This is a genomic window from Spirosoma validum, assembly GCF_014699035.1.
GTDB lineage: Bacteria > Bacteroidota > Bacteroidia > Cytophagales > Spirosomataceae > Spirosoma > Spirosoma validum.
Window position 1 is genome coordinate 101,190 of the sequence record NZ_JACXAA010000003.1, and the last position, 19,761, is coordinate 120,950.

Here is a 19,761-nt window from a genome sequence, read left to right on the forward strand (position 1 = left end):
CGTGATCGGGCTATCGACGCTGACAGGCCACGCGCAGTTGATGATTCAGCGATTTGAGCCGGTAGGCTTTTCGCAGGTGACGATTACGGATCGATTCTGGAAACCGAAACTGGATAAAGTGGCCACGGCAACGCTTCAGGCCTGCATCGTTCAGACAGAACAGAAAACGGGACGCATCCGCAATTTCGAAAAGGTGGCCCGCAAACAGGGCGAAAAACACGAAGGCATTTATTATGACGACAGCGACGTATACAAAGCGATTGAAGCAATGGCGTATTCGCTTAAAAATCATCCGGATGCGGCCGTTCAACAAAAAGCTGACGAGTGGATTGATAAGATTGCTGCGGCCCAATTGCCGGATGGTTACCTCAATACGTATTACACGCTGACGGGACTGGATAAACGCTGGACCGATATGGAACGGCACGAAGATTACTGCGCCGGTCATCTGATCGAAGCGGCCGTTGCGTATTATAACACGACGGGTAAGCGTAAGCTGCTGGACGTAGCGATCCGCTTTGCCGATCATATTGATTCTACCTTCCGGGTCACCAATCGTCCCTGGGTGAGCGGCCACCAGGAGATTGAACTGGCGCTGATGCGACTCTATCATCTGACCAAACAGGACCGGTACCTGAAACTGGCTGACTGGTTTCTGGACCAGCGCGGGCGGGGTTACGGGAAGGGCAAAATCTGGGATGACTGGAAGAATCCGAAATATTGCCAGGATGACGTACCGGTGAAGCAGCAAAAAGAAATTACTGGTCACGCGGTTCGGGCCATGTATCAATACACCGGCGCTGCCGACGTAGCAGCCGCTACAAACGATGCGGGCTACCTAAAGGCCATGACAACCGTTTGGGAGGATGTCGTTTATCGGAACATGTATCTGACCGGCGGGATCGGCTCATCGGGCCATAACGAAGGCTTTACGGAAGACTTTGATCTACCCAATGAATCGGCCTATTGCGAAACCTGTGCATCGGTAGGCATGGTATTCTGGAATCAGCGGATGAACTTGTTAACCGGTGAAAGTAAGTACATCGACGTATTGGAGCGCAGTCTATACAATGGAGCACTAGACGGTATGAGTCTGAGTGGAGACCGCTTTTTCTATGGTAACCCGCTTTCGTCAGCCGGTAATTATGGACGTAGCGAATGGTTCGGTACCGCCTGTTGTCCGTCGAATATTGCTCGACTGGTCGCGTCCCTGGGCGATTATATCTATGGCCGTTCTGAACAGGGAATCTGGGTCAATCTATTCGTTTCCAGCAACACGACATTTGCGGTCGGTAAAAACACGGTGCCACTTCAGCTGGAGACTAATTATCCGTGGGAAGGAAACGTAAAGATCACGGTGAACCCAGCGAAAAAGGTGGCGTACGCGCTGCATATCAGAATACCGGGCTGGGCCAGCAACGTACCGGTACCTGGCAAGTTGTATCAGTTTACCGATACTAACGCTTCGAATGTCGAGATCGTGGTAAATGGCAAACCCGCAACGTATCGTCAGGAAAAAGGCTATGCTGTTCTCGACCGGACCTGGCAAAAAGGTGACGTTGTTGAGGTGAAATTACCGATGGATGTTCGACAAGTAACCGCCCGAAGCGAAGTAAAAGCCGACCAGAATCGAGTGGCTCTGCAACGTGGGCCCTTGGTATATTGTGTAGAAGGTGCCGATAATAACGGACGGGCCTATAATATTCTCGTTCCGAATCAGGCAACGTTTACGACTAAATCGCATCAGGTACTTGACGAGCCCGTTGTGGCCATTCAAGCCAACTTATCTATCGTTGAAGCCGCTGCCGACGGACTAAGTGTCCAGATAAAACCTAAGTCAATTACGGCGATTCCGTACTACACCTGGGCGAATCGTGGGAAAAGTCCCATGCAGGTGTGGTTACCGAACCGGATCAGGGAAGTGAAAATTGCCGAATAAGTAATTTATGGCCAACAGTCCCCAACTATTTCCTTGTACCAACCCTTCCCCAAGATTAGCCTGAAGGAGGGATTTGGGACGGTCGGCCGTTGAGCAAAAAATTAATAAATGAGCAGCTTTCATCGCAAACGTCTGTCAAATTCCTACAGGAAACTCTCTTTTAACGTCCCACCTTCGTGTTCTTCTGATCGTCATTATTGATCTTCCGGCTGTTGCTGGCTTTGAATAGGCTGCCAAACTCCCAGTTCAGCGAAAGACGGACAGTACGCATCAGATACCGGTTTTGGATAGTGGTTTCGAAATCAGTTCCACGCGTGAGGCCCGTCTGGCTGATGTAACCCCCAAATGGGCTGACAGTAGTGAGTGTAACGGTCAGCTTTCGGGTAGTGATTTCTTTCTTGGCCGAGAAGCTGTAGTAGAACCAGGAACCTTCGTAGCCCTGCAACGTTACGCTTTGGGCATCGTAGTCAGTATAAGCCTGCAGGCTGAACTGGTTCGGAAGTTTCCAGCTACTGTTTACGTTGATGCCCCAGGCCAGATCACTGTTGCTAATCGCCAACGCACCGCTCTGGAAACGAGCATGCCGCAGGTTGGCATTGCTGTTGATTTTCCAACCCGGCAGTACGTTAAATGATGTCGATAGATTAAGACCGAATTGCCGGTTCGACGCCAGGTTTTGTTTGGTGGTGGTGGCAATTCCTGCTGCGTCAATTCGAATAAGGCTTTCAATGGAATTGGTCGTTTCTCGCCCGAACAGCGACGCGTTGAGGAAGAAATCGGAATCGGTTTGGAGCGCATACGTGAATTCTATTTGGTTTACGCCTTCGGGACGTAGCGACGGGTTACCGATTTCGATATTCTTGGGGTCCTGCGCATTCTGGTTGGGGTTTAGGGCCCAAATGGAAGGTCGCGAAATGCGTTTCGTATAGCTCAGGGTCAGGTTATTTTGGCATTCAACTTTTTGAACAACGTAGCACTTGGAACAAAATTCCAGAAGTTATTCCTAAATGTAATGTTCTGATTCTGTTGTCGGCCTTTCAGAAATGTACCTTCCAGACGGGCTCCGGCGTGTAGTGCCCAGCCATTTTAATTTAACCTGACTGTATCCCGCCAATACGTTTTGCGAATACGTAAACAGGTCGCTACGTGACACTACGGGCACCAGTTGGCCAGGGTTTTCAATCTGGCTGGCCGACAACTGATACGTACTGCGATTGTCGCGTAGGATTAATTTGGCTCCACTTTCCCAGGCATGTTGGCTCCCAGGTCTGGATCAATTCCCCGGTTGGGCGATTTAGTCGTTATGTTCTGGCGAAAATCTTCCAGTAACGTACCATTAGCAAATGGTATCTATTGTTTACGGATTGTCCACAAATTTTCGCTGGCTTACCGCATTTTCCGTAGGGAAATCGCCTGGAACAGGAATATCTACCTTGCCCGTAGCGGCCCATTGCGTGCCGCGTTGCAGACACGTAATAAAGCCCACGCACTCAACGGAGTAATCTACGTGGCCCAGTGGGGTATGGAAAATCCGTCCTTTCCCCATTTTGATGGTCATGAGCATCGGTTCGTTGCGTCCTGTACCGTGGTTGTCTTTTGATGAAAAAGCAGTTGCCAATACGTCCATTTGCTCGGCAGGTCCACGCAAACGATCATACATTTCGTCTTTAGTGTGCATCCAGTTGAGAGGCATTCCTTTGGTAATAGGATGGTTTGCATTTCGAATGGTTATCAAAAACTCCTTCTGCGCTCCATGCGAACCTGCTTTTCCAACGCTGTTGTCTCTCACCAGTTTTCCGTCCTGATCATAATACACATAAGGGCCGTCTTTTTCGGTGCGGTCACCCCAACCTCCCAAACCGATCATTCGATTGTAGGCTGGCCATTGCTGAAACGAATTATCGGCGGCATGGATAACCACCAGGCCTCCTCCGTTTTGAATGAACTTTTCAAAATCGGCCTGCGTCGCATCGGACCAGGGAGCGGCATTCCAGCCAAAATTATTGATCACTACGTCATACTTCGAAAAATCAGGGTGAAAGGCCGAGTCCATTTTGGGTTTAGGCAGCGACTGGGTCGTCGGTACACCCTGTATTTTGTATTTTTCGACTAAATCACCTCCATTCCAGGTGTAATACGAACGCTGTACATCGACCGAAAATTTACCTGTTTCTTCGAGATACCGTTTCATCATGTAGGTGATTTTGGGCCATTGGTCGTGGTTGTTTTGCCCATCGACAATTAATACGTTTATCAAAGGTTTTTTTGCCTGAGCGAACGTAGCCGGGGCGCTACCAATCCCCAAAAATAAAGTCAGCAATAGGTAAATTAGTGTTTTCATTGGCCTGTATTCTAATGTAAGCGTGAGTGGTCATTATGATAGCCAAAGCTCAAAACTTCACAGAACTATTCATGAAGTATGCTGCTTTTTGAAAAATCATTATTCCACGATTTACAGACGTACTGTTGACATCAGGAGTGCCCCTTCGTGGTCGCATCGAATATCCGGCAGAAGTTACCACCGCCTATCCTGCCAATTTCATCTTCGTTGAAGCCGGTTTTTAACAAAGCATCGACAACGGCGTAATAAAATCCAACCCTTTGATTCTCCCAGGCCATATTCGTACGTTCGCCGACTCCCCCGAGATTTCTACCGGGGTCATTCGGATTCTTTTTATCGCTTGGGGGACCTGCTTGCTGATTATCGGGATTTCCCCCGCCAGGTTGTGGGACAGAGCCAGCGGGTTTGGGCCCGACATTGCCGGGAGATCGGTAAGCTGGAGTCATCTTGGTATCTGTGCCGATGCATACATGATCGATGCCAATGGCGTCGACCAGGCCCCGGATGTTCTGAGAATACGCTAGTGGTGTGTCAGCCAGGTGTGTCCATACGCCAATCAATCCCCCGGCGTCGGCAACGATTTTAGCCTGCTCCTTGCTGATAAGTCTTGGTCGCATCATCTTGGCCATGAACGGGTTGTTGCCCAGCTGAGTATTGAGGCCAGTGTGCGAGATGATCACCGGTTGGGTCGCCACTTTGAGGGCTGCATTCAACGTTTCATCGCTGGCATGTGCCAGGTCAATAAGAATACCTAGCTGGTTGCATTTTTTGATGACATCCTTTCCCAAAGTGGTCAGACCACCAAATTGTGCAGCGTTGGTGTAAACATCGCCCAATGGTACTGATGCATCGTTATCATGGAGTCGTCCGAGATGCCGTACGCCCCGTTTGTAAGCTTCTTCCACTCGCTCTAACTGCCCTTCCAGGAAATGACAACCCTTGTTTGCGTTGCCACACTGCCCGATTAAGCGTTGCTGTAGCGCACTCAGAGCAGCTATTTTTTTGTAAAACAGGTATAAGCGGTTATTATAGTCGCATCTTATCACGAAAAGCGAAACCAGACCGCCGGGTCGGGTATATTCAGTAATACGGACAGCATCAGTAGCGTCAGTCTTATCCCCAAAAATAGTGTGATGTCGGCCAGGTCAACGCTGATTGAATTCGATCGCCTATGATGTTCAGCCCCATTCATTGTACATGGAACATTAAGGAAAATTAATATAATTCTAAGGCCACCTTCAGTCGTCCTCTCTACTTTAGCCGCCATAGACTGGCTAATGCAATTAGCAAACTAGCTGATGTAGCCAGGCAGATTTTCCTTCCTAAATCTCGCGCTGGTATGAAGTACGTTTGGCTGTATAGCTGGCTTTTTGGCCTTTGTTGCACCCTGGCCAATGGTCAGCAACTCGATTGTAACAACATCGGCTTTGACCAGGGAACCACCACGGGATGGTTACTCACCAATGGGCAAGTTGCGAATGTGGGGCAGCAGGTTGTTTTTCAGCAGGAAACCGTCGGTACACTCGAAAACGGGCACCGGATCACCAGCCTAAGTGATGGTAATGACCCTAAAATAACCAGTGAAGCCATTCCGATGGTTGCTCCGGGCAGTACACATTCCATCCGCATTGGCAACGTAACACGGGGTAGTCGGTTCGACCGCATTAAAGGATCGTTTGTCGTTACGTCAGATAATACGCTGTTTCAGTATAAACTGGCCGTCATCCTGCAGAATGCCAACCACGAGGCCTACGAAAAGCCCGGCTTCACCATTCGGATTACCGACAGCGACGGGCAGGAGTTGCCCTGTAGCTTTTACGACGTACAGGTGTCGGCTGCGGGCACAGTGGACGGATTTAAAACCCAGGGCGATATTCAGTACCGCAATTGGACGGTGGGTGCCATGGACCTTCGAAACTACGTTGGCAAAACCATCACGGTTGAAGTAACCGCCCACGGATGTACCCACAACGGGCATTTCGGGTATGCCTACTTCGACGCCCAGTGTCTCAAATCCGAAATTGTTCAGGCGTCGGCCTGCGCCGATGCCGATGGGTATACGGTACTAAAAGCACCCGAGGGTTTTGACAAATACACCTGGAGCACCGGCCAGACGAGCGCATCCATTCGGGTAAAGGCGGTGGTCGGGCAAACGTATTGGGTGAAGCTGGTGCCTTTTTCGAGCCTGAACGCTACGTGCGAACTCCAGCTCGACCACCAGATCAAGTTTCAGGCGGTGCAGACTACGCTTATTAAAGCCATTTGCGAAGGAGATGGCTTTGTCGTGGGCGATACCATCTACCGAACCAGCGGGCACTACATTCGCAAAATTAATCGCAACGCACTGTGCGACAGTACGATCAACCTGACGCTCACGGTGAAAGCGCTCGGTAAATCAACGCAGCAGGTAACCATTTGCGAAGGCGGAAATCTGACCGTTGGAGACTCAATCTATCGGTTACCCGGTACGTATCTGAATCGCTTTACAGGATCGTCGGGTTGTGATAGCGTCGTGACCACCCAGTTGTCGGTCAATAAACTGGCGGTGACGCTCACCCCTGATGTGATTGTTACGCAGGGCGATAGTACGCTGTTACAGGCCATCGCTATACCACAGGGGACGTATCGTTTCGAGTGGAGTCCTGGCAATAGACTAAGCTGTTCTACCTGTGCAGACACCTGGGCGAAGCCATCAACGACCACCAGCTACGCAGTGACGGTTTCCGACGCTACGCGGGTTTGCCAACTTACCAGAACCGTCACCGTAACAGTGATTCCCTGCGGAGTATATTTACCTACAGCCTTCTCGCCCAATGAGGATCGGATGAACGATCAGTTTGTGATACGTGGCAACACGTGTGTGAAGCAGATCCGGGAACTGGTGATCTACAATCGATGGGGTGAAGTGATTTTCCAGAAGCATGATTTCCCGATAGCAGACCCTGCTTCGGGTTGGGATGGTACGTATCAGGGCCAACGGGTTCTGAGCGGTGTGTACCCTTACAAACTTCGGGTAGAACTTCATAACGGCGACCTGACCCACTACACGGGCGTCATTAACTTAGTCCGATAACCGCAGCTAAAACGCAGGCAAACCCACGCACATTTTTTACTGCAACAAAATAGGCGAAATAAGGTAGTCTTATCGAAACCATAGACAACACCATGACCACTCTATGAAACAACCGCTACGTTATTTGTTTATTCTTATCATTTTCTGGTCTGGCTTGATACGTACCGCTGCGCAACCCCCTGCGTCTGTCTCGGGGCGGGTGCTGGGCTACCTGTCGAACCGAATTGGCGATTATGATGGCCTTCGGCTGCGCACAGGGACGGGCGAAGTACAGCTGTTTTTTCCTCCCCATACAGCCGCTAAAATCCGGGGACTGGCCGCCGTGGGGCAACTGCTGGTTGCCGACGTTAAGCCGGGTGATGGCGGCCCGGGTCATAGCAGGCCGGGCATTGCCCCGCCCGGCTTAGGGCAAATACCCCAGGAAACAGCGGAAGCAGAGCCACCGGTTATAAAGACGTACCGGTTGATGCGCCTGCGGAATACCAGTTCGGGAGCCGCCTTCCAGGTTTCGGATTTGCCGCCCCCACCGCCCCAATCAGGCCGGTTGGTGCAAACGGAGGGGCGTTTGGTAGGGGACATGCATGACGAAAATGGGCAACTGGTGGCCCTGCTTACGGATAATTATCTGATTGAACTTAAACCCCATCAGGCCGAGCAGATTAGCTCGCTGCTGGAGGGGGTCCAGCGGCTGGGTGTGGCTGGATACGAACGGGCGATGGATGGTTTCGTCAATCGAACGGGTCGGCCGCTGCTCCATCCTACCGCCTTAACCATACGTGGACAAACGTTTGCACTCTGATGAAAATTCTGTTGATCGACGACGAAGAAAAACTGGTTATTCACCTGCAGAAAGGCCTTCGTCAGGCGGGTTATTCAGTCGATACGGCCCTGTCGGCGGCCTCGGGACTTGAGCAGGCCGCCGTGGGTGAGTATGACCTGATTCTACTGGACCTGATGCTGCCTGGTACGACCGGCTTCGACGTGCTCCGTACCCTGCGGGAGTTTGGTATTGAGGTGCCGGTTATGATTTTGAGTGCGCTTAACCAGTCACAACACGTCGTGCGGGGGCTGGATTTGGGGGCGGTCGATTATCTGCGAAAACCCTTCGAACTAGACGAGTTGTTGGCTCGAATCCGTACTGTTCAGCGGAGTCAGGCTGGGAGTCGACTGGCCGTATGGCGCGTGGGCGAGTTATCGATGGATCTGGCGAGTCGCCAGGTCAAGCGTGCCGACCAATCCATTACCTTAACACCCCGGGAGTATCAATTACTGGAACAACTCATGCGCCATGCCGGTCGGGTAATCGCCAAAGCCCAGTTGACCGAAAAAGTCTGGGATTCGGATTTTGACCGGGGAAGCAATGTGGTCGAAGTACACATGCATCAGTTGCGCAAGAAAATTGACCGGGGCTTTGCTGAACCCCTGCTTGAAACCGTAGTCGGGGTGGGTTATCGACTGCGCGGTGCGCTGGAAATCAGGTAAGTAGTTCATTTCATTTATCGCCTATGTCGTTCCTGCGCCCGGTTCGTAGCATCCGGCTGAAAATTGGTTTAGTTTTTGGTGTTACGTTCTTTCTTGGCTTTGCCGGTGCCGCCACCTACGTATTTAATCGGGTAAAGGACGTCCTGATTCAGCAGGAAACCCGAGCCCTGACCGACCGGGCGGCCCGACTGTCTGAACGAACTTCTGTCTATCCCCTGGTCATTCCGCTACCGGAGCGGGGCGAAATGCTGGCGCTTTGGTATACAACCGGCCGATTTACGAAGCGACTGTATCAATCGCCCCGATTTCCGGGCCTAAACGAGAACAATACGTCAGCTGCGGTTGCCCAATCCGATACGTTCCAGCTCGCTCGTTTTGTTCGAAATACGGACGATGGCTACGGAAGACTAACGACGGTTGTTGGTCGTAGCAACCGCCCACTGGCACGCCAATTGCAACAGATTGGATGGTTGCTGGCCATTACGTTGCTGATGAGTATGAGCCTGTCCGGCCTTGGGGCGTGGTGGCTGAGTGGCTGGTTGCTACGTCCCCTGCGCGCCATCATCGAATCGGCCCGATCCGTGAACCGGGCCGAACAGGCCACGCCTATTCCCACGCCTAATACGGGTGACGAGTTGCAGGAATTGGCCGGTACGATCAACGACATGCTGGCCCGCATCCGGCAAGCGGTCGATACCCAGCACCACTTTTTTGCGGCTGCTTCGCACGAATTGCGCACACCGCTCAGTATCCTCCGTACCGAGATCGAAGTGGCGCAACGAGAAGACATTACTGACCGTGAACGGCGTTTTCTGGCTAGTCAGCTGGCCGAGTTACGCCGGTTGAGTCGTCTGGTTGATGATTTGCTGGCCATGAGTCAGCTTCGGGCTGGTACGTTGCAACTGCGCCCCGAAGCTATTGAACTCGACGATTTGACTTTGCTATTGATTGAGCGATACCACAACCCGATTAATCAGCGACAACTTTATCTGTCGGTCCGGCTGGATGATACGGCTCTTTCACTGACCATCATAGCCGACCAGGATAAACTCACAAATGTATTGCTAAATCTGCTGGATAATGCCGTCAAGTATGCCGTGCCAAACACCCAGCTCGACCTCAGTATTCTCCAGCAAAACGAATCTATTGTCTGGGCACTAACCAATCAGACGAACGCACTCGTACCGGACCCAAATCGGCTGGCCCGCGAGTTTTACCAAGCCGATGCGCGGCACGATGGCTACGGATTAGGTCTTTGGATTAGTCACCAGATTGTTCGGCTTATGGGCGGAACCCTCACCGTAGCGGCCAGCGATGGCTGGTTTCGGGCAGAGGTATGTTTTGAACGACAATAAGGCCAGTCTGCTGTCGCGAACTGGCCTTATAACAAACAGGCAATACAGGAACAATTATCCCCTCGCTTCGGCCATCAGCAACTCACCGGCTGCCGAGAAGCGGAGTTTATACAGTTGCTGACCTACAGCTACGTCCACGTTATATTCGCCACTTGTGCCCATTGGGGGCGTATGCAAATCAGCCGCCAGGTAGGTGTAACTACTGAAGTTGGTTTGCAAATACGACGTAATGGCCGATGGCAATTTGGTGGCATCCAGGATCAGTTGATGATTGGCTGGGGCTCCCGGTGTTAATGTGCCTGAAACCGGAGCCGTTAGCGCACCCGGTTTGGGACCCGCTGGTCCACCCACAACTGTGCCCGAACTGGGGGGAGTCGGTCCACCCACTACCGTTCCTGACCCAGGGGCTGTTGGGCCACCCACCACGGTACCCGACGCGGGACCACCAACGCCCGGACCCGCCGGAGCGACCAGCGCACCACTCGTATCGAAATGCAGAACGATGGGCTGATTATTGCTAAACAGCTTGACGTCGTAGGTGGTCGTTCCATCGTGTACATGCTGTTCAGCCCATCCGTAGGTATAAGCCGCATAGGTACTGCTCAGCGCCGTTTTTATGGCAGTCGACAGATTATCCCGCGATACATAGCTAACCGAATGCGTTGTGGTTAAACTGCCGGGAGCCGTGTGCGCATCACGGAACGTACCAGTACCGTCAAAATGAACGTCGATCCGTTGGTTATTCGATACAATCTGCACCCGGTATTCCTGCACCGTTCCGTTGATCTGCATTGACTCGGCCACTACCAGTTGATAACCGGCGTAGGTCTGGCTCAGGTAGCTACTAACCGAAGCGGGTAGCTGGGCGGCTGTTAAGCGGGTAACAACTTCGCCCCGTGGCCCGGCGGGTCGGGTGGTTGGGGCGCCATTGGTGTCGAAGAAATAATCGACGGGGGCACCATTCTGAAGAACCGTTACTTTGGTTCCCCAGTATGTTGTCGTGCCCGGCTGGATCATTTTCTCCACTTTAATCAGAGTGTACCCCGCTACATTCTGATCCAGGTACGATTTCACGTTCGCGGGGAGCGTTGCGGTCGGTAAGGCAATCAACCCGGCCGACGCGCGGGCACTAAACAAGGAGCTAGTTTCGACAGCCTGAGTTTGGTCGGGCATCATCGCGTTTTTGCTACAACTTGCTGTAAGCAAGGTCGCCAGAATGGCGACGGATAAAAGGGTTCGTTTCATTCGCTTTCTGTGGTTAATAAACCAAAGTTGCTTCGACCCTATTAAGAAACGCTTAAGATAAAATTAATTCAATCCCATATCTGGGAATGACTGGTTGCCAATTAATTTATCGCTTTGCGATAGGCCGGACGATTTCATTGAGGAGAATGGTCAGGTCATTGTTCATGAGCCGGATCTCGGTTTCCAACTGCCCCAGCATGGCCGCCCGAACGGTCAGTTCTTCGGCGGTGTACGTATCGCCATCATCAAAATAAGCTACCTCCCGGTGCGCATGCTTACGGGCGCGTTTTGCCCCCGCATCCAGCGAAACCAGTACTTCCCAGCGGTTGCGCAACACATCGACGAGCGAGGGACTGTTGCCTGATTTAGGTTGATTGAGATAATACCAGACGAGGGGTGGGAAAACGGTCGATGTTTTCGGGTGATTCCAGATGTCACGAAGGGGATTGCGGGGATGCCTATACTCGGCTTTAGGAGGTTTCTGGCGCAAGGCCAGCACACCTAATCCACCTTCGCCGAGACCACCAGCGATGTGAAGCCAGTCAGCCGTTACGTGGTGTTCTCCCAGATTTAAGAGACTAGCGCCGATAATAGAAACAGCACCAATCGTAATGGCACTAATAGTCATCCGCTTTTCCCGGCTATTTTCCCGACGGGTGAGCAGAGTGGCCGTAAGCGTGGCTCGTTTGCTGTCACAGTCCACCAGAGCAGCGGCCGTGGCAATATCAAAGCTGGCCAGTTGAAGCTGATCGGTCAGTTTCTGACGTAGCGACAGGTACTCGTTCGATGTGGGCTGATCGGGTTTCTGCCGCCCTTCCAGTCGGGTTGTCTGGACCAATAGGGGAGTAAGACCCACGGCTTGCGCCATGCGAAGTCCGCGCTCCCCGTAGCGATGTCGCAACAAAGAATCCTCCGAAGAGCCAGGTGCTAACGTAACGGGGTGAAATACGTAGCCCGAAGTGCCACTGGAGTCAATATCGCACTGGTCACTGGCGACTCTGGCCAGGGTGGAGCTGGCCTGTTTGCTCGATAAACAACCCGTTAACATAACGACGACTAGAAAACCGGTTGTAACGGCACACATGGATGTAAAGCTTCTTTTGCTCATAGTTTGATAAAGTAAAGTCAGCCCTCGCGGGTCGTTGATACATAAGAATTTGGTGATGGGTTGCCGCATGGGTAGTTAGTAATTGACCATTTCGTAGAGTACGGATTCGAAGGCGCTGGCATCCACGCTAAAGCCACCCCGAAACGGATTATCCATCGCGGCCGTCAGAAACAGCAGTGAACCCAATAGCAGGGCAATCAAAGACGTCAGGGCCAGTTGAGGAACGATGTCATCGGAAACGAAGAACCAGGAAATCGCTACGTTGATCAACGCCCCTAGGATAATGACCCACCACAGGAGTTCGGGTAGATTAGCCTGGTTTCCCCGCAGGCGCAACCGATGGGCAATCAGCAACTCATTGAGTTGATTGATTGCCTGCTCGTGAACAACACGAAGCCGGGGAGTTGGCGGAACGAAATCGAATAAATGATTCTTGAACGAACGCAGAATTGTACTGCTTGCCTGAGACACGGTGCCCTGGCTATGGGCAGGCCAGTCCTGCTCAATAACCGACCTGACGTACGCCTTCAACTCCTGCTGATAGGCCTGGCGGTAGGCGGGTGGATACGTCGCCATGTCCTGATAAAGGGCCGCGGTGATGGTTGCTTCACTATCGACCTGACTCGATAAGGCCTGAAAATTACTCCATACCCCGGCGGCTACCAGACCCAGCAAGATGCCATAAATAACCCCCGAAGAACCTAGAAAGTAACTGACCAGATCGTTGTGTTCGGCGTAGGACGCAACATGCGATTTAACCCACGGACGAAGCCACACTAAACCCGCCAGCGAGAAAAGTAACGTGGCTGAGCAGCAAAAAATAAAAAACAACCAGTTGGGTATGTAATAAATCCAGTCCACTATCGGCACGTTATTGGTCGGTTACTGATCTTATTTGGCGATCGATGCGATTGTGAAAAGCCTTTTCTCTCGGAGTAGATTTTTGGGTTTGCGGACTCGCTTCTGGTACGAAAACCACAAGACAAATCGGATAACCAACGGGTACAGTAAAATGAATTCATAACGACGAGTTGTTATTGATCAGCTATAGATATGGTACAGCCAGATCGCGGCCAGCGTGAATAAGAGGGCGGTTGTCATGACCGGAATGCCAAGTTTAAGAAAGGCCCACGCGCTGACGGGCTGGCCTTCCCGGCGCAGAACAACCAGCCAGAGTATGGTAGCCAGTGAGCCTGTCACGGATAAGTTGGGGCCGAGGTCAATGCCAATCAACAGGGCACTTTTGATCACGTCGGGGACCTGACTGGCCTGTACCACCGTACCCGTAATAAGCCCGGCAGGTAAATTATTGACCAAGTTGCATGTGAGAGCAACCCCAATACCACTCGCCCAGATAGTCATTGCTACCGAACGGGACGTACTATCGTGCAGTAGAGTTGTCAGCACCTGAATCAGGCCCGTTTTAATCAGGGCTTCGACCAGCACAAACAAGCCCGCAACCAGTGGAAGTACGGACCACGATACGCCTTTGATGACGACCCACGGATTCAGATTCGCCCGAATCAGGACCAGCCCGGTTGTGAGCATACCCGTAATGGCGGTTGGCAGACCGAGGGGCCTATCCAGTGCGGATGAAACCAGTAAGACGACAGCCGTAGCGGTAATCCCGAGGATGGCCAGCCGCCCACCAGTCGATAGTGCTGGAATAGCAATAGAGGTCTCAACAGATTCAGTCAATGCCTCTCGCTGGGTGAACCGTAGTACGCCATACGTAACAGCGATCGACACCAGCGACGGCAAGGTATATTGGGCTAACCAGGCCAGCAGGGGCGGCATATGGCTCCCATAAATAACCAGGTTCGCTGGGTTGGAAATAGGTAGGACAAACGAAGCGGCATTGGCAATGAACGCGCAGATAAACAGATAAGGCAGTGGATTTTTAACCTTGGCGGCTTTAACCGCAGCTGCCACGGCCGGGGTAAGCACCACTGCCGTAGCATCGTTGGATAAGAACGTAGTAACCACGACGCCTACCAAATAAATCAGTAGAAAAAGACGACTGGCTGACCCCTCAGCGCGCTTGGTGGCATGAGCCGCCAGCCAGTCGAACAGGCCTTCTTCCCGGGCAGTCTCAGCCAACAGCATCATGCCTGTCAGAAACAGGTACACATCGAGTCCCTTGGCAACACCCGCCAGCCCTTCGGAAAGGGATAAAAACTGAAAAAGCAGCAGTATAATCGCTCCGGAAACGGCCCAAACGACTTCCGGAATATTAAACGGTCGGATGATGACACCCGCAATAGATAAAAACGCAATAATCCAGATGAAAATAGGAGTCATGTAAGCTTGTTTACTCGTCGTTAAGAGAATGGTTTACCGTTTCGATTCGGCTCTAGTTGCGTACCAAAAATCCCGTTTTCGGGCCAGGCGCCAATGGAATCTGCGTCGCTGCCGTTTTTTATTCGTTCGGGTATTTTCTGGCCTGCCCGGGCCAGTTGTAAAGTGTGATGACCGGACCGACGGTAAGACAACAAAATTGAGGGTGGATTCGTATTTGGTTTCGATCTGGCTATGATGGGCGGGTAATCCACGTAACTCTGTCTCTTACCCTGAGTAATGTGTAAATCACTAATATGCGCAAAGAGAAGTAGGCTTTTTTCTGCTTTAATAGATTGATCAATTAATAGACTCATTAGGGTGTAGTTAAGCATGAACGATATTGGTAGACGTAGTATTACAGGCTGATTTAAGTGTAGCGGCAAAGAGCATCCATAACCCAATCGATACAAACGCAAAACTGCCTAGTGTCAGAAAGGTCGACGGATAACCGATTTGCTGAGCCATCCAGCCACCGATAGCGGGACTTAAGGAAGCGCCCAGCCCCTGCACGGTCATGACAGCCCCTTGTCCGATGTTTATCCGCCCCGTTCCATTCAGCAGGTGCGCCACGAGTCCCGGAACCGCCACGCTTTGGAGTCCAGCCCCAATGCCGTCCAGAATTTGTACGGGATACAGGCCGGTATGATCGATAAAGTGCGCAGCAATAAAACCACGTAGCGGCAAAGCCATAAAGGAAATGAGCATAACCAGCCAATAGCCACTTTTTTCAGCCATACGCATGGCCACGATGGAAACGACGATCATGGCCAGTTGGGCAATAATAATCGTCATCGCCACAAATTCAGTTGGATTGCCTACGTTTTTCGCGGCAGCAGCCAGCCCATAGAGAGGTAGCATCGCGCCGTTTCCCAGGTGAAAACAGGCCAGAGCAGCCGCCAGAATAAGCAGGGATTTATTTTTCAGTAGTACCTGAAATCCGTTGGCTTCGTTTTGCTGATTTTCTTTTTCTGCCAGACCGCGAGCAGCATTATCATCAATTTCCCTAGCGGGAATCAACAAGACTGAGATGATGGCTAATACCCCAAACAGGGCCGCCAGCACAAAAACGGCTGGCATACCATACTTCATGCCCAGGTAACCCGATAAAGCGGCACCGACTACGTTGCCGGCATGGTTATAGGCCTGATTATAGCCATTTTGCCGATTAAAGCCGCTTTGGCGCACGATCCCCAACGTAATACCAACTACGGCGGGGCCAATCGCAGAACCCGCAATGGCTGTGGCTATTTGTGATATACTGACGAGCCAGAAATTTTGGGAAATAAGAATGATTCCAGAAGCCAGGGTCGTAAACAAAGCTGCAACAACGACGTACATCCGTTTGCGTTTGGTAGCGTCAATGAGCGCCCCAGCGGGTGCAGTCATCAGCATACCGGCCACCCCGCCGATGGTCATCACGGAACCGATCAGCCCGCTTTTCCAACCATGTGCCAGCAGGAATATACCCAGAAAGGGACCTATGCCCGCCTGCATATCGGCCATAAAAAAATTCAGGGCCTGAAGCGGCCAGACAACGCGGTGTTGATCAGACGTATTGGCTCTAGGTTGATGCATATTGTCGATATTCAAAAAGTAATAACTTACCGGTCTTCAGGCACGGGCACTGCCCCTATGAGGAGACAAGAGAACAGGCTCGTATCAGACCGCGGTAAAGCAAATCTGGTTGGCTGAAGCTTCGATTAGATTAGTATTAATTTACCTTCATTTATGAAGCAGACTGATTCGTTTCTGTAGTCAGAGTACTCATACGAACCAGGTTGCTACATGTCTAAGCTGAAAAATCATGCCATTAACACGCTGTGATTGCCAAATACTTGGCTAGTAGTAATTTGTTGATCGGAGATGACTAATTTACTTTAACTGTTTGTGGGTATTTTTACTCAGTATTGTGGAAGGTGTGGGTTTACCACTTGTCGACATAACAGCCTTTTGGATTAAAAAAAGATTAAAAATATATGGTATAACTACTTAGTTTTGAGAAGTACAGAATATTGCCACCATTGCGTTAGTTAAGATAATCGTCATGGACGAATCATGTTAACCGGATTCGCTCAACACGCTTTCGAGGGAAAGACTCACTGCATCCTCTCAATTGTTTGCAACTCGCCGGTGGTCCCATTCATCAGAAGGATTGGTAGGAAATAAACAGACTTCTTTGCCCTTTTTCATTGCTCAATAATCCCCTGGTCAGGGAGTATATGCCTTCCAGGACTTCCCGACCCGTCTGGGCCAGTGGCACGTTACGGGAAGGAATATGGCTAATTGGTAAACACCTGTGAAACTTGGCTAGTTTTACTAGATATAATGCCTGCACTCAACGATGCTACATCCTGATTCTACCGAGGAAACCAATAGACTGGAGGCCTTAAGAAGTTATGATATCCTGGACACCTTACCCGAGGCAGACTATGATCATATTACGAGCCTGGCTGCTCAAATCTGCCAGACCCCCATTTCGCTAATTACGCTGGTGGATGAAAAAAGGCAATGGTTTAAGTCCAGTCAAGGGCTTGCTATTCAGGAAACACCTCGCCAATTTTCCTTTTGTGCCCACGCCATCTTCAATCCTAACCAGGCCTTACTTATTCCGGATACCCGACAGGATGAACGGTTCGCGAGCAATCCGTTCGTTACGGGGGAACCCCATATCGTTTTTTATGCAGGGATACCGCTGGTCGATACGGATGGATTTCCCTTAGGCTCTTTGTGTGTTATCGATGAAAAGCCCAGGCAATTGAGCGAGTCTCAACTAACGGCCTTGAAAACGCTAACTAACCAGGTGGTGAATTTATTAGCCTTACGAAAAGCCAACAAAGCCTTACAGCAGAGTGAGCAGCGCTATCAGATGTTGACGACTGAACTGGAACAGTTAGTTCAGTCACGTACCCAAGCACTCAAAATCGCGAATGATGAGCTTAATAAAGCCAATGAGTTATTAACACACGCCAATGATAACCTGCAACAATTTGCCGCTGTGGCCTCGCATGACTTACAGGAACCTCTGCGAAAAATTCAGTCATTTGGCAACCTGTTGCAAAGCCAGTATGCCGACCAGTTGGGTGAAGGTCGTACTTATCTGGAGCGAATGCAGTCGGCGGCTAGTCGTATGTCCGTGCTAATCCGGGACTTATTGAATTATTCGAGAATCTCCGCCCTCCATGACCGTCGACAACTAATCTCCCTCTCAGCCGTTATCCAGACTGTACTGATGGATTTAGACGTAGTGATTGCTGAAACGGGGGCTATTGTCCAGGTGGAGCCCTTACCTGAAATCTTAGGAGATTCTATTCAGTTAGGCCAACTCTTTCAGAATCTACTAAGCAATGCCCTGAAATTTAGTCGGGCGGGTACTTCTAAGGAGCCATTCATTCGAGTTCGTGTCCAAACACTCCTAGTCAAAGACTTACCAGCAGCGGTAAAGCCTTCTCTTTCGGCTCCGCTTTATTACCGGATCGATGTGACCGACAACGGCATTGGCTTTGAGCAGAAACATGCCGACCGAATCTTTCAGGTCTTTCAGCGGCTACACGGCAAGAGTGAGTTTTCAGGCACAGGCATTGGTCTGGCCATCTGCCAGAAAGTGGTTGCCAATCACGGGGGCGCGATCACGGCCACTAGTCGACCCGGTAAGGGGGCGACCTTTAGTGTTTATTTACCCAACTAGATAGGCCATCTGGCTAGGTTGTTCACAAGTCATGGCGACTCGTTAGCAAGCAGAGAAATAGAAATTGGCCCCATGAACTAACTGAGTGGGGAAAGCCATCCACATCACACGACGGCTACCTAACTCTTCGTGTTCAATGATCACTACAAGTTGGGTAATGTGTTCACGCAATTCGGGGTTATGAGAGGCAGCATGCGTTCATAACTGGTAAATTAGTCACTAGCTGTGGGGGACAGGCCACAAGATTGGGAAAAAAAGTCGCAGGTGTTTTTGTAATGTATCTATATATAGTTTGTTAAAAATCTGATTATTAGATGCTTAATCGCCTGCGGTTTAATTGGCACAATTTAGGTTCATAGAGAAACTGGACGGGTTCTTATCTTCAGTTGTTCGCTGCTTGTAATGCAGCTCTACCATAGATCGATCATCGTTTCACTCAACGTTACGGAAAACAGAAAAACTTCGAAAGCTCGGTATTGAACCGAGCTTTTATTTTAACATTACGTATTAAGCAGAGAGCCATGGACGAGCATCCTATCATTTTTATTGACGCCGATGACGATGATCACGAGATGTTCAAACAAGCCTTATTGGAATTGGCTCTTCCTCACCCAATTTTAGTTTTCGCCAACGGCCAAACCGCTTTGGACTATTTGACGACGACGACTGACATACCCTTTTTGATTATTTCTGAAATCAGTATGCCGGGTATGAATGGTCTGGAACTTCGCAAACAAATCGATCAAACTCCTGAACTCCGCAAAAAGTGTATCCCGTTCATTTTCATGACCAGTCCGGTGGTGGATCACTTGGTAGAGGAAGCTTATGAATTGACGATTCAAGGTATGTTTGAGAAAAAGGAAACCTTCGCTGCCTGGAAAGCGCAGTTAGCGGCTATCATTGCCTACTGGACCGAGTGTCATCATCCTAAGCGCTTTACCCGTTGAGATCTATTCTGAAAAACAGGACCAGCTACGTTTTGTGAACAGCAGAGTATAAAAGCATGGGTTAATATAGGCGGAACACGGCCTATCCACCTAACTCCGTAAGAAGACGTATAGTGGCCTCAAGACCGCTCCGATAGCCGTTTCCCGCACCAATAAATGACTACATTCTCCAACTTACCGGCTCGTCAATGAGCAGCTTATCAACGAGAGGATACCTCCTTATACAACCTGATGGGCTAAGCCCAA

The 19,761-nt window shown here is 50.7% G+C and carries 15 protein-coding genes and 2 pseudogenes; 7 read left to right on the forward strand and 10 right to left on the reverse strand.

What is annotated here, in order from left to right:
* The first annotated feature begins 40 nt into the window (after window positions 1-40).
* Entirely contained in the window at window positions 41-1,939 is a 1,899-nt protein-coding gene (locus IC230_RS09140; RefSeq protein WP_394355486.1) for a glycoside hydrolase family 127 protein, read from the forward strand.
* Window positions 1,940-2,099: 160 nt separating this feature from the next.
* On the opposite strand, the pseudogene IC230_RS34755 reads toward IC230_RS09140, so the two are convergent.
* From IC230_RS34755 to IC230_RS09155, 4 genes and pseudogenes are all read right to left on the reverse strand, one after another.
* Window positions 2,100-2,995: pseudogene (locus tag IC230_RS34755) on the reverse strand (outer membrane beta-barrel family protein).
* Window positions 2,943-3,188 (reverse strand): annotated as a pseudogene (locus IC230_RS34760) (outer membrane beta-barrel protein); the annotation flags it as partial. The pseudogenes IC230_RS34755 and IC230_RS34760, both read right to left, overlap by 53 nt.
* A 108-nt stretch (window positions 3,189-3,296) precedes the next feature.
* Entirely contained in the window at window positions 3,297-4,280 is a 984-nt protein-coding gene (locus IC230_RS09150) for a ThuA domain-containing protein (protein WP_191038694.1), read from the reverse strand.
* A 131-nt stretch (window positions 4,281-4,411) separates the two neighbouring features.
* The gene (locus IC230_RS09155) at window positions 4,412-5,326 is read right to left on the reverse strand and encodes a dipeptidase (RefSeq protein ID WP_317171780.1); all 915 of its coding nucleotides are present in this window, start codon (window positions 5,324-5,326) and stop codon (window positions 4,412-4,414) included.
* 293 nt (window positions 5,327-5,619) lie between these two features.
* Here IC230_RS09155 and IC230_RS09160 point away from each other — a divergent pair, with 293 nt between their 5' ends.
* The 4 genes from IC230_RS09160 to IC230_RS09175 all read left to right on the forward strand — a co-directional run bounded on the left by IC230_RS09160 (window position 5,620) and on the right by IC230_RS09175 (window position 10,190).
* Window positions 5,620-7,353 carry a T9SS type B sorting domain-containing protein gene (locus IC230_RS09160; RefSeq protein WP_191038695.1) on the forward strand — a complete coding sequence of 578 codons (1,734 nt, stop codon included), beginning with the start codon at window positions 5,620-5,622 and terminating at the stop codon, window positions 7,351-7,353.
* Between the two features lie 103 nt (window positions 7,354-7,456).
* Window positions 7,457-8,152, forward strand: coding sequence for a hypothetical protein (locus IC230_RS09165; RefSeq protein ID WP_191038696.1), 696 nt, complete (start codon window positions 7,457-7,459; stop codon window positions 8,150-8,152).
* Window positions 8,152-8,835, forward strand: coding sequence for a response regulator transcription factor (locus IC230_RS09170; protein ID WP_191038697.1), 684 nt, complete (start codon window positions 8,152-8,154; stop codon window positions 8,833-8,835). Before IC230_RS09165 ends, IC230_RS09170 begins: the two co-directional genes overlap by 1 nt.
* Window positions 8,836-8,858: 23 nt before the next feature.
* Window positions 8,859-10,190: a HAMP domain-containing sensor histidine kinase gene (locus tag IC230_RS09175; RefSeq protein WP_191038698.1), complete on the forward strand. Its 1,332-nt coding sequence runs from the start codon at window positions 8,859-8,861 to the stop codon at window positions 10,188-10,190.
* Window positions 10,191-10,244: 54 nt separating this feature from the next.
* Here IC230_RS09175 and IC230_RS09180 read toward each other — a convergent pair whose 3' ends face one another.
* From IC230_RS09180 to IC230_RS09205, 6 genes are all read right to left on the reverse strand, one after another.
* The gene (locus IC230_RS09180) at window positions 10,245-11,435 is read right to left on the reverse strand and encodes a PepSY-like domain-containing protein (RefSeq protein ID WP_191038699.1); all 1,191 of its coding nucleotides are present in this window, start codon (window positions 11,433-11,435) and stop codon (window positions 10,245-10,247) included.
* A gap of 106 nt (window positions 11,436-11,541) precedes the next feature.
* Entirely contained in the window at window positions 11,542-12,543 is a 1,002-nt protein-coding gene (locus IC230_RS09185; protein WP_223860531.1) for a hypothetical protein, read from the reverse strand.
* Between the two features lie 75 nt (window positions 12,544-12,618).
* Window positions 12,619-13,404, reverse strand: coding sequence for a bestrophin-like domain (locus IC230_RS09190; RefSeq protein ID WP_191038700.1), 786 nt, complete (start codon window positions 13,402-13,404; stop codon window positions 12,619-12,621).
* Between the two features lie 180 nt (window positions 13,405-13,584).
* On the reverse strand, window positions 13,585-14,844 hold the full coding sequence (locus tag IC230_RS09195) for an arsenic transporter (RefSeq protein WP_191038701.1): 1,260 nt from the start codon (window positions 14,842-14,844) through the stop codon (window positions 13,585-13,587).
* Between the two features lie 20 nt (window positions 14,845-14,864).
* Complete coding sequence (locus tag IC230_RS09200) at window positions 14,865-15,197, reverse strand: hypothetical protein (protein WP_191039333.1); 333 nt, start codon at window positions 15,195-15,197, stop codon at window positions 14,865-14,867.
* Between the two features lie 10 nt (window positions 15,198-15,207).
* On the reverse strand, window positions 15,208-16,458 hold the full coding sequence (locus IC230_RS09205) for an MFS transporter (protein ID WP_191038702.1): 1,251 nt from the start codon (window positions 16,456-16,458) through the stop codon (window positions 15,208-15,210).
* A gap of 766 nt (window positions 16,459-17,224) precedes the next feature.
* Between IC230_RS09205 and IC230_RS09210 the strand changes: the two genes are divergently transcribed.
* Together IC230_RS09210 and IC230_RS09215 are read left to right on the forward strand one after the other, a co-directional pair.
* Window positions 17,225-18,568: a sensor histidine kinase gene (locus tag IC230_RS09210; RefSeq protein ID WP_191038703.1), complete on the forward strand. Its 1,344-nt coding sequence runs from the start codon at window positions 17,225-17,227 to the stop codon at window positions 18,566-18,568.
* A gap of 521 nt (window positions 18,569-19,089) precedes the next feature.
* The gene (locus IC230_RS09215; RefSeq protein WP_191038704.1) at window positions 19,090-19,515 is read left to right on the forward strand and encodes a response regulator; all 426 of its coding nucleotides are present in this window, start codon (window positions 19,090-19,092) and stop codon (window positions 19,513-19,515) included.
* The last annotated feature ends 246 nt before the right edge of the window (window positions 19,516-19,761 follow it).